Source organism: Candidatus Atribacteria bacterium (assembly GCA_011056645.1).
In the GTDB taxonomy this organism is placed as follows: Bacteria; Atribacterota; Phoenicimicrobiia; order Phoenicimicrobiales; family Phoenicimicrobiaceae; genus Sediminicultor; species Sediminicultor quartus.
This window is the reverse complement of sequence record DSEL01000108.1, coordinates 1-11819: the sequence shown is the minus strand read 5'-3', so window position 1 is coordinate 11819 and position 11819 is coordinate 1. Positions and strand designations below refer to the sequence as shown.

Below are 11819 nucleotides of genomic sequence, written 5' to 3'. Positions count from 1 at the left end.
GTTTAGGAATGGAATGTGCCATAATAGAGCTTTCCCGTAATATAATAAAATTAGAAGGAGCCAATAGCTCCGAATTTGATCCTCAGACCCCATTTCCTGTCATTGATCTTTTGCCGGAACAAAAGAAAATAGAGGTAAAGGGCGGCACAATGCGCTTGGGTACATACTCTTGTAAATTAGAAAAAGATTCCCTTGCTTTTCAAGTATATAATCAAACAACGATTCACGAAAGACATCGGCATAGATACGAATTTAATAATTTATTCAAGAAGGATTTATCTAAAAACGGTATAAGATTCAGCGGAGTAAATCATGACTTAAATTTAGTTGAGATTGTCGAGCTTACCAATCATCCCTGGTTTATAGGAGTACAATTTCACCCTGAATTCAAATCCAGGCCTAATCGAGCTCATCCACTGTTTCGGGAATTTATAAAAGCAGCGATGAAAAATAGTCATTAACAAATAGTGCTTAGTATTTAGATACTGTTTTTACTCTTATCTCTCTAATTGGTAAATTAGTCAATTGGCGAATTGGTGCATTGGTAAATTGGCAAATTATATTCTATTTCAAGGCGGTGAAAAAAATGTTTAATGCTTTAATATTAGCAGGGACGAAGGAAAGAGGTCCTTTGGAAATTGCCGAAAATGTAGACAACAAAGCTTTAATCATGATAAATAATAAACCCATGATTGAATATATCGTTGATGCTTTAAATCGTTCAAAAAGTATTGATAAAATTTTAGTGGTGGGTACAAAAAAAGAACTTTCTCCTTTAATAGGTAAAAAAGTTGAAGAAATATTAAATTCTGGTAATTCTTTGCTTGAAAATATGGAAATTGGGTTGAATTATTTTAATTCTTCGGATAATTTATTGCTCTTAACCTCCGATATTCCCCTGATCACTTCCGAAGCAATTGATGAATTTTTAAGAATTTGTACCGAAAGAAAAGCTTACATCGGTTATCCTATCATTACCAAAGAAAAAATTATAAAAAAATACCCTGAAACGGTGAGAACTTATGTAAAAATGAAAGAAGGAACTTTCTGCGGAGGAAATATTGTATTTTTTAAACCAGAAGTATTATTTGAAAATAAAGCATTAATTCAAGATTTATTTAATAATAGAAAAAATAACTGGGAAAACGCTAAAAAGTTAGGATTAAAATTTATATTAAAATTCTTATTTAAAACGCTAACCATAGAGGAAGCAGAAAAACGGGTAACTGAAATACTTGGCTATAATTCTATTGCAGTGAGGGTATCATTTCCTGAAATAATGATTGATTTGGATAAGCTAAGCGATTTAAAATTGATCCGAAATTGTCTGGGAAGCTAAAGTCTCTATATCCCTATAAAAAAAATTTGTAATAATGTAATATTAGTGATAAAATACTCATGGATATGTTATTTAGAAAGATAACTCTTCAATAGCCCTCTTTTTTTATAAATTACTAAATATTTTTTATACTCCAAGCTTATTATTTTAAAAGACATTTTGGTAAAATATTTAGGTGTCCCAGAGGACAAAAAATGCTTTAAAGATCACTATAGGAATTTCCTTTTTAATCTCCGTTTTAATACTCGCTAAACCGAGTAAACAAAAGGCATTAAAACAGGATGGGCACAATACATAATGCTTCCATATAAAAAGATAAAAGCATTACGAACCACTTCTTGCACTAACTATGTTTTATTATTTTCTTATTGTTTGTTTAATTTAAAATGAATATTTATTATAAAAATATCAATAAAATTTAACTATATATGTAAAGGGAGGTCTTGCAGTTTGCTTTTAACAGAATTGAAAGAAAAAAAGATTAACGATTTATGTAAAATTGCTCAAGAATACAATATTAATAACTTTTCCAGAATAAAAAAGATGGATCTAATCTTTAAAATTTTACAAGCTGAAACAGAGAAAAAAGGTTATATGTTTTCTGAGGGGATTTTGGAAATTATGGACGAGGGATTTGGTTTTTTGAGAACAGGGGGGTATTTACCCAGTGAAAACGATATTTATATTTCCCCTTCTCAAATAAGAAGATTTAATCTTAGCATCGGAGATCTGGTATCGGGACAAGTCAGACCACCAAAAGAAGGAGAAAGATATTATGCTTTGCTAAAAATTGAAGCAGTTAATCATGAAGATGCAGAGCTCTCTAAAGAAAGAATTGATTTTGAAAATCTTACTCCTCTTTTCCCTGAAAAGATGATTAAGTTAGAAAATAAATCAAACAGCATATCCACTCGTATTATTGATATATTTTCTCCGGTCGGTAAGGGTCAGCGAGGACTAATAGTATCCCCTCCGAAAGCAGGTAAGACAATTTTATTAGAAAAAATTGCTAACGGAATTACGATTAATCATCCGGAGATAAACCTGATGATTTTATTAGTTGATGAAAGACCGGAAGAGGTTACTGGTATGCAAAGATCGGTCAAAGCCGAAGTAATTAGCTCTACCTTCGATCAGCCGGTCACTAATCATATAAAAGTTGCGGAAATTGTTTTGGAAAGAGCTAAAAGATTAGTGGAACAAAAGAAAGACGTGGTCATATTGTTAGATAGTATTACCAGGTTGGCACGGGCTTACAATCAAACTATTCCTACCAGCGGTAAAACTCTTTCCGGAGGTTTGGATTCAAGTGCTCTTTATTTGCCCAAAAGATTTTTTGGGGCTGCGAGAAATATTGAAGAGGGAGGCAGTTTAACTATACTTGCTACTGCTTTAATAGAAACAGGTAGCAGAATGGATGATGTAATATTTGAAGAGTTTAAAGGTACTGGAAATATGGAATTGAGGTTAGATAGAGAACTTTCCGAAAATAGAATATTTCCCGCGATTGATATCAGGAAATCAGGTACTCGAAAAGAAGAACTATTGCTGAAGAAGGAAGATTTGCAAAAAATATGGCTATTAAGGCGAGCCTTGTCTTCTCAATCCACTCTCGGTGCGGTAAAATTAGTGATTAATAAATTAAAAAAGACTAAGACAAATCAGGAATTTTTAAATTCTATTAAAGAACAAGATATTTAATAAAATACTTAATTCACAACCTAAAATATTTTAGTTAGCCGAAAATCTTAAGGTAATAACCGCAGAAAGAAGAATGTTACTTTTTTTCTATCTTTTCTTTCTCTTTTTTCACTCGATACTTGATACTATATACTTGGTACTGTTTTGATACGAATTAAATTGACCTTAAAAAAATAATATGTTATAATTCCTTAGATTTTTAATCCGTTAAATAACTATTATAAAGAAAATAATATAAGGAAGGAAAAAATGAAAAAAGACATTCACCCAAAATACGAAAAGGCAATTATCAGCTGTGCATGCGGAAACAGTTTTGAAACCGGTTCTACCAAAAAAATTATGAAAGTAGAAATATGTTCTGCCTGTCATCCCTTTTTTACCGGTAAGCAAAAGATAATCGATACTGCAGGAAGAGTTGAAAGATTTAATAGGAAATACAATTTAGAAAATGAGGAAGATAGCGATAATTAGCTAAGATACAGACCCAAAATATTTAAATGATTTTCAAAATAGATATTCCCTTAAAAAATAAATAGAACAAATTTTTGATGAATGATTACAAGATTAAGAATATGAATGAGAAAAAGATATTAGTTCAAAATATTGGTAATAAAATGAAGAATCATTTTAAATATAAAAAAACAGAGCTTTTAAAAAGCTCTGTTTTTTTATATTACTTTATCGATATACGAAAAGAGAATTACATTTTTAACCACTAAATATTTATGATTCACTAATTTACGATGGTGAGGAGGAAAGAAATGCCCAAGATTAAAAATGAGGGTTCGATTGAAGTCATATGCGGGAGTATGTTTAGCGGAAAGAGCGAGGAATTAATAAGAAGAGTTCGCAGGGTTCAAATTGCCAAAAAGAAGATTCAAATATTTAAACCGACTATTGATAACCGATATGCAGTGCAGTATATCTACTCGCATAATGGCACTAAAGTTGAAGCTATCAATATTAGCGAACCAAAAGAAATTCTGGAAAGAATAGAACAGGATACCGAAGTTATCGCTATTGATGAAGCCCAATTTTATAAGGATGACATTGTATCAGTTTGTCAAAAATTGGCTGACCAGGGGAAAAGGGTAATTATTGCTGGCCTGGATCAGGATTTTAGAGGTGAACCCTTTGGTCCAATCCCGAAATTACTGGCAATAGCAGAATATATAGATAAGTTGCAAGCTATCTGCATGGTCTGCGGTAATACAGCTTCCAGAACTCAAAGATTGGTAAATGGTCAACCGGCTAAATATAGTGACCCGATCATATTAATTGGCGCCAAAGAAAGATATGAGGCAAGATGTCGGAAATGTCATACCGTACCAAAGGAGTAAAATCGTATTAAGTATCGCCTATCAGGTTAAGAACGTAAATTCCAGAATAGGTATGAAATATTAATCTATTTTGAATTTTGACTTTACCTTTTTGATTAAATTAATTAACCAGTTAAACAAGTAACTAACTAACCAAATGGAGATTATTTCTATGAAAGTTAGGTTGATAAATTATACCAAAGATCCTGAAAAAATAGTAGCTCAGTCAGCAAGATTGTGCTATTCTGCATTGAGCATTGAAGATTTGGAAGAAAAACTTAATGAGGAATCAATAAAAAAATTAGTTAAAAAGATAATGAAATTGGGACATTATTCTGTTTTGGAGCATGCTACCTTTACTTTCGCTATAGAAGAAATTTCCAGAGTTACTTCCCATCAATTAGTACGGCATCGACTGGCTTCTTTTTCCCAACAAAGTCAAAGATATGTTAAAATAAATAAGAAAAACTTTGCATACATCATTCCAAAATCTATCGAGAAGGATAAAAAATTAGCTAAAGCATATAGGGATACTATAAAAAAAATGGAGGACGTTTATCAGTTATTATTAGATGATCATATAGAGGCAGAAGATGCGAGATATATTTTACCTCAAGCGGTTTCCACCAAGATGATCATCACCGTAAATGCCCGGGAATTATTGCATATCTTCGAGCTAAGATGTTGTAATCGGGCACAATGGGAGATCAGAGAAGTGGCTATAAATATGTTGAAAGAAGTTAAAAGTATTGCACCTACTATATTTGAAAATGCTGGTCCGCCTTGTATTTTAGGACCTTGCCCCGAAGGAGTATTATCCTGTGGTAAACCCTGGCATAAAAATAAAAAAGAAGGAGAAAGGGATAATCATGAAAAATGCTGATTGTAATTATGGAGGTCAAGCGGTCATTGAAGGAGTGATGATGAGATCTCCTTTAAAGTATGCCATTGCTGTCCGTAAGCCAGACAAAGAGATTATTTTAAAAATAGGTAAATTAAGTACCTTATCCGATAAGTTAAAATTTCTAAAATGGCCTATTTTTAGAGGAGTGATTAATTTAATTGAGTCTTTAGTCCTTGGCTTGAAGGCATTAACTTATTCAGCGGAACAGGCAACCGGAGAAGAAGAGAAAATAAATAGCCTTGAAATGTTTTTTACCATTGTAATTGCTTTTGCCTTGTTTATAGTGTTTTTCATCGCTTTACCTACTGCAATAGCTCGATATTTAGATACTTATCTATCCAATATTATTGTTTATAATTTGTTTGAAGGATTATTAAGAATTAGTATATTTATTACCTACTTATTTTTTATCTCAAAAATAAAAGATATAAGAAGGGTATTTGAATACCATGGAGCAGAACACAAGGTCATATATACTTATGAAGCTGGTGAGGAACTGAATGTAAATAATGTGAAAAAATATAGTACTCTGCACCCACGATGCGGCACGAGTTTTATTTTTATTGTTTTAGTCATGAGTATTTTGGTTTTTTCTTTATTGGGGAAGCAAACTTTGCTTTTAAGGATAGCCTATCGGGTTTCTATCATTCCCATAATAGCCGGACTATCCTATGAGATCTTAAAATTATCGGCAAAAAACATGAGTAAAACATTGATAAAATGGGCAGTGATGCCCGGATTATGGTTTCAAAAACTGACTACCAGTGAACCGGACAACGCTCAAATTGAGGTAGCCATAGAAGCATTAAAAGGTGTTTTACCTGAAGATAACAAAAAAATAAAGTCTGAAGTAGTTAAGAATGATTAAAAAATTAGAAGAATTAGAAAAAAGATATGAAGAATTAAATAAAGCGCTTTCTGATCCAAATATTATTGCCCATCAATCCAAGTTTCAGGAGTATGCAAAAATCCATGCTGATATTTCTAAAACAGTTGTAAAATACAAACAATATAAAGAAACAATAAAAGAGATTGAAGAAAACTCAAAATATTATTTGGAAGAAAAAGATGAAGAATTTAAAAAATTAATAGCTGAAGAGTTAAGTCATTTAAAAGAGAAGAAATCTAACCTGGAGTTAGAATTACATGAAATAATGTTTCCCAAAGATCCTCACGATAAAAAAAATTGCATCGTGGAAATTCGAGCCGGCGCGGGAGGTGACGAGGCGGCACTTTTTGTAGGTGATCTTTTTAGAATGTATTCTCGTTTTGCTGAAAATAACGGATGGAGAAGTGAAGTGATGAATTCTAATCCTACAGGGATAGGAGGATTTAAAGAGATCATATTCAGTATAACCGGAAAAGGCACCTATGGAAAGTTAAGATACGAGAGTGGAGTACATCGGGTTCAACGTGTTCCGGTAACCGAGTCAAGCGGAAGGATACATACTTCAACAGTTACGGTAGCTATACTTCCCGAAGCGGAAGAGGTTGAATTGGAAATTAGTCCGAATGATTTAAAAATTGACCGTTTCCGCTCTACCGGACCAGGAGGGCAAAGCGTCAACACTACAGATTCAGCGATAAGAATTACTCATATTCCCACTGGAATGGTGGTTACCTGTCAGGACGAGAAATCGCAACACAAGAATAAAGATAAAGCTTTAAAAATATTAAGAGCAAGGCTTTTTGATATGGCAGAAAGAGAAAAGCAAAAAGAGCTTTCTATTAAGAGAAAAAGCCAGGTCGGAACGGGAGATAGAAGTGAAAGAATTAGAACTTATAATTTTCCTCAAAATAGAATCACCGATCATCGTATTGGTTTGAATTTACATAATTTGGAAGAAGTATTGGAGGGAAATTTAAACGATTTAGTGGCCAACCTTTCCAAACAATTAAAAACGATTAGTGAAATTTAATGCCATGCCGGAAAATAAGTTTAGATTTCAAACTGTTAGCCAGTCCTTAAAAAATATTGAGCAAATATTTAAAAATAATGGAGTAATCAATTCAAAAGAAGAAGCGGAAATTTTATTATGCTATTCTTTGAGGATGAGCAGGAGTGAGATATATTTAGATTTTGATAAAGTGTTGAAAAATACAGAAAGCATGCAATTAGAGAAAAAAGTTCAAAAAAGGATTAAAAAAATTCCTCTCCAATATATCACTAAACATCAAGAATTTATGGGAATAGACTTTTTAGTAGAAAAAGGAGTTTTGATTCCACGACCCGAAACAGAAATTTTAGTAGAAGAAGTAATTAAGAAATTAAAAAATGTTAAATGTTCTAACCACCCGGTGGTGGCAGATTTAGGAACCGGTACAGGGGTAATTGCTATAAGCCTGGCTAAATTTATTAACAATATTATTATTTATGCAACTGATGTGTCAAAAATATCTTTACGGACAGCCTTGAAAAATGCCCAAAAACAGGCCTGTAGAGATAAAATAATTTTTCTGCAGGGAGACTTATTTCAGCCGTTTTTAGGAAGAATAAAAAAAAACAGCTTAGATGGAATTATTTCCAATCCCCCTTATATTAGTTCTTACGATTTTGAATTATTGCCTCCCGAGATAAAAAATAATGAACCTAAAACCGCTTTATTCGGAGGAATTGACGGTTTAGATTATTATCGTAAAATAATAAGCAATAGTCCTCAATATTTAAAAAAGGAAGGCTTTCTTGCCTTGGAAGTGGGTATGAACCAGTCGAAAATAGTTGAGGAATTAATGATTAAAGAGGAACATGCCTATCAAAATATAGAAATGATCAAAGATTATTTGGGGATAGAGAGAGTAGTAATTGCTTACAGAAAATGATATTAGTATCTAACATCATAGTATATAGTAAAAAATTTAGAATACGGTAGTCAGAATTTAGAATAAAAAAGAGTCTAAGCTAAAAAACAAAAAAAACACGAAATCTTTGCTCGATAATCGATGATCGATACAGGATAACATAATTATTACTACACGCTAAACGCTATATTAGATACGAATCTATGGAGTTTTAATAGAATGATCAAAACGATTTTATTTGTCTGTACCGGTAATACCTGCCGAAGTGCTATGGCAGAAGGATTATTTAAAAAACTGTTAAGAGAGAGGATAGAAGACAATAAAAAATTTAAGGTTATATCGGCTGGAATTTATGCTCTTTCAGGTATGCATGCAACGAATGAAGCGATAAAGGTTATGGCAGAGCAAGGAATTGATATTTCGCATCACACAGCCCAACAATTACAAGAAGATCTTATTGAAAAAGCAGATCTAATTTTAGTGATGTCTGATTCCCATAAAGATTATATTAAAACAAAATATTCTTTTGCTCAAGATAAAATTTACTTGCTTAAAGAATTTGCCCAGACTGGTAAAATTAAAAATAAGCACAAAGTTGATGGAAATAATGAAATAACTGACCCTCTCGGGCAGCCCATAGAATTTTATCGGATGATAGCTAAACAGCTGAAAGAAAACTTAGAAGAGAGTTTAAAGAAGATTCTCGAAGAAAATAAATAAATGACGGCGGTGAAATATAGAATGAAAGTGGCTTTGGGCAGTGATCACGGAGGTTATCAATTAAAAGAAGACATCAAAGAATATTTAAAGCAGCTAAAGGTGGAATATATTGATTTTGGCTGCGAAAACGAAAAATCTATAGATTATCCGGATATTGGATTTAAAGCAGCCAAAGAAGTAAAAAGCGGAAGTTGTGACCGAGGAATCTTGATTTGCGGCAGTGGAATTGGCATGTCTATTGTGGCAAATAAAGTTAAAGGTATTAGGGCGGCACTTTGTTATAACGAATTTACTGCCCGCTATTCCCGAGAACATAACGATGCGAATATTTTAGTTTTGGGAGGAAGAGTTATTGGTTCGGGATTAGCTAAAGCAATTGTAAAACTGTGGTTAGATACTCAATTTAGTCAGGAAAAAAGACATATTAACCGTTTGAACAAAATAAAACAAGAGGAAGAGAATAGTTTTAAATAAAAACAGTATAAAATATCGAGTATCAAGTATCGAGTGGAATAGAGCTTGGTACTTAAAACGACCCATTAGGAGGAGAGAGCATTGTCAGAATTAATCGTCTTAGACCACCCTTTAATACAACACAAAATTACCTTGATTAGAGATAAAAACACCCAGATGAAAGAATTCAGAGAGTTAGTAGATGAATTATCTAATTTAATGGCCTATGAGGCAACCAGAGAAATAGAATTAGAGGAAATTGAAATTGAAACTCCTCTTGGCAAGACTAAAAGCAAAGTAATATCAGGAAAAAATATAGCCATTGTGACAATTTTAAGAGCAGGTTTAGGTATGGTTGATGGAATATTGAAACTTATTCCTCCGGCAAAAGTAGGACATATTGGAATATATCGTGATCCCGAAACTTTAATGCCCGTAGAATATTATGCAAAACTGCCGTCTGATATTAAAGATAGGAAGGTTATCATGGTCGATCCCATGCTGGCTACTGGAGGTACAGCCGTTGCTTGTATAGACTATATCAAGAAATGTGGTACAGTAGATATCAAGTTTATGTGTTTGATTGCTGCATCAGAAGGTATAGATAGGATACATAAATACCATCCTGATGTCAAAATATATGCTGCATCTGTAGATAGAAGATTAAATTCACATGGATACATCATACCGGGATTAGGAGATGCCGGGGATCGTTTATTCGGAACCAAATAAATAAGCATTCAGTATATGGTAAACTTTAGTGCCTGGCACAAAAGTTTACCATATATGAGATATAATAATTTATTAAAGGAGGTTTTAATTCATGACTCGTCCGACCTGGGATAAGTATTTTATGGAAATAACCGAGTTGGTTTCCAAGCGCTCTACTTGTTTAAGGAGAAAAGTAGGAGCAGTAATCGTTCAAGATAAACGGATACTGACCACCGGGTATAATGGTGCACCCAGGGGGCTGTCTCATTGTTTGGAAATAGGATGCTTAAGAGAAATAAAAAAAGTAGCTTCCGGAGAAAGACAGGAATTGTGCAGGGGATTACATGCAGAACAAAATGCTATTGTACAGGCTGCACTCCATGGTATAAGTATAAAAGGGAGTGTATTATATTGTACCACCCAACCTTGCGTGACCTGCGCCAAGATGATTATAAATTCTGGTATAAAGAAAATTGTTTATAAAGAACAATACCCCGATGATTTGGCTCGAGAGATACTGAAAGAAGCAGGGGTAGTTGAGGTTCATTATGAATAAAATAAAAATTATTCTAATTTTCGGAACGCGCCCCGAAACCATTAAGTTTCTTCCTGTAGTTTCACAAATAAAAAAATACTCCCATCTTCTCGAGTGTAAAATCATTGTTACTGCTCAACATAGAGAAATGCTCGACCAAATGTTAGAGATCTTTCAAATCCAATCTGATTATGATTTGAATATTATGAAAAAAGGCCAATCTTTATCAACCATTACCAATAATAGCCTTTCGGGTATTGAAAAAATATTAAAAAAAGAAAAACCGTCTATGATTCTGGTACAGGGTGATACGACGACTACCTTTGCGGGGGCATTAGCTGCTTTTTATCAAAAAATAAAAATTTGTCACGTAGAGGCGGGGCTTAGAACTCACCATAAATATTATCCTTTTCCTGAGGAAGTAAATCGGCATCTAACTAGCGTACTAACTGATCTTCACTTCGCTCCTACTAAAAAATCCTGTGAAAATTTACTGCATGAAGGAGTAAAAAGGGAAAATATTTTTATCTGTGGAAATACCGTGATAGACTCTCTATTAATGATGGTCAAAGAAAGCCATGAATTTAGAGAACCTTTATTAAAAAATAGCAAAATAATAGAGCAAAGAACAATTTTGGTCACTATGCATAGGAGGGAAAACTGGGGAAAACCATTAAGAGAAACTTGTCAGGCAATAAATAAAATAATCGATGAATATCCTGATATAACCTTTATTTTCCCCTTGCATAAAAATCCTGAAATAAGAAAAAATGTTCGGGAAATTTTGCACCACAAAGAAAATATTTTGCTCTTAGAACCTTTAGACTATGATGATATGGTTAACTTGATGTCTAAGTCATATATGATTCTGACTGACTCGGGCGGAATACAAGAAGAAGCTCCTTCTTTGGGAAAACCGGTATTGGTTTTACGAGATGAAACAGAAAGGCCGGAAGCAGTCGAAGCAGGCGTAGTCAAATTGATTGGAACTAATAAAGAAAGAGTATATAGTGAAATTAAGACTCTATTAGATAATAGAGATATTTATAATAAAATGTCTAAACACGTCAATCCTTACGGAGACGGAAAAGCTTCAGAAAGAATTGTTCAAAAAATATTATATGATTTTAATTTAATTGAACAATCTCCCCACGAGTTTAAAGCAAAAAACGACAGGGTATAATTGACCAATTCACCAATTACCAAAGCACCAATTAGCCAATACGCTTATAGGTGGATACTTGCTTTATGTCTATGTCTTCTGGTTCTTGATTTTCTTCATAACCCAATACCCGATAAGTCATATATGAACTACATATTACATACTATAAACTAAAT

Annotated in this window: 14 protein-coding genes; all 14 read left to right on the top strand. The window is 33.1% G+C overall.

The genetic code is table 11. From position 1 onward, the window contains the following. Positions 1-461 (top strand): CTP synthase (locus ENO17_04545; protein HER24303.1); only part of this gene is annotated, 461 nt, incomplete at its 5' end. A gap of 125 nt (positions 462-586) precedes the next feature. Further along, positions 587-1339 carry a molybdopterin-guanine dinucleotide biosynthesis protein A gene (locus ENO17_04540; protein ID HER24302.1) on the top strand — a complete coding sequence of 251 codons (753 nt, stop codon included), beginning with the start codon at positions 587-589 and terminating at the stop codon, positions 1337-1339. A gap of 450 nt (positions 1340-1789) precedes the next feature. Beyond that, on the top strand, positions 1790-3040 hold the full coding sequence (locus ENO17_04535; GenBank protein ID HER24301.1) for a transcription termination factor Rho: 1251 nt from the start codon (positions 1790-1792) through the stop codon (positions 3038-3040). 249 nt (positions 3041-3289) lie between these two features. Further along, complete coding sequence (locus ENO17_04530; GenBank protein ID HER24300.1) at positions 3290-3511, top strand: 50S ribosomal protein L31; 222 nt, start codon at positions 3290-3292, stop codon at positions 3509-3511. Positions 3512-3801: 290 nt separating this feature from the next. After that, positions 3802-4380, top strand: coding sequence for a thymidine kinase (locus tag ENO17_04525; GenBank protein ID HER24299.1), 579 nt, complete (start codon positions 3802-3804; stop codon positions 4378-4380). A gap of 151 nt (positions 4381-4531) precedes the next feature. Next, on the top strand, positions 4532-5242 hold the full coding sequence (locus ENO17_04520; GenBank protein HER24298.1) for an FAD-dependent thymidylate synthase: 711 nt from the start codon (positions 4532-4534) through the stop codon (positions 5240-5242). After that, entirely contained in the window at positions 5229-6131 is a 903-nt protein-coding gene (locus tag ENO17_04515) for a DUF1385 domain-containing protein (GenBank protein ID HER24297.1), read from the top strand. The genes ENO17_04520 and ENO17_04515 overlap by 14 nt, the downstream gene beginning before the upstream one ends. Then, positions 6124-7182, top strand: coding sequence for a peptide chain release factor 1 (locus ENO17_04510; protein HER24296.1), 1059 nt, complete (start codon positions 6124-6126; stop codon positions 7180-7182). Before ENO17_04515 ends, ENO17_04510 begins: the two co-directional genes overlap by 8 nt. A 4-nt stretch (positions 7183-7186) precedes the next feature. Continuing rightward, positions 7187-8083, top strand: coding sequence for a peptide chain release factor N(5)-glutamine methyltransferase (prmC, locus tag ENO17_04505; GenBank protein HER24295.1), 897 nt, complete (start codon positions 7187-7189; stop codon positions 8081-8083). Positions 8084-8284: 201 nt separating this feature from the next. Further along, a complete protein-coding gene (locus ENO17_04500; protein ID HER24294.1) occupies positions 8285-8782 on the top strand; it encodes a low molecular weight protein arginine phosphatase in 498 nt (165 codons plus the stop codon). A 21-nt stretch (positions 8783-8803) separates the two neighbouring features. Beyond that, the gene (rpiB, locus tag ENO17_04495) at positions 8804-9256 is read left to right on the top strand and encodes a ribose 5-phosphate isomerase B (protein HER24293.1); all 453 of its coding nucleotides are present in this window, start codon (positions 8804-8806) and stop codon (positions 9254-9256) included. A gap of 81 nt (positions 9257-9337) precedes the next feature. Further along, positions 9338-9967 (top strand): uracil phosphoribosyltransferase, encoded by a 630-nt coding sequence (locus ENO17_04490; GenBank protein HER24292.1) that lies wholly within the window; start codon positions 9338-9340, stop codon positions 9965-9967. 91 nt (positions 9968-10058) lie between these two features. Continuing rightward, entirely contained in the window at positions 10059-10502 is a 444-nt protein-coding gene (locus tag ENO17_04485) for a cytidine deaminase (protein HER24291.1), read from the top strand. Then, positions 10495-11664, top strand: a complete 1170-nt coding sequence (locus ENO17_04480; protein ID HER24290.1) for a UDP-N-acetylglucosamine 2-epimerase (non-hydrolyzing) — start codon at positions 10495-10497, stop codon at positions 11662-11664. Before ENO17_04485 ends, ENO17_04480 begins: the two co-directional genes overlap by 8 nt. Positions 11665-11819 lie beyond the last annotated feature (155 nt).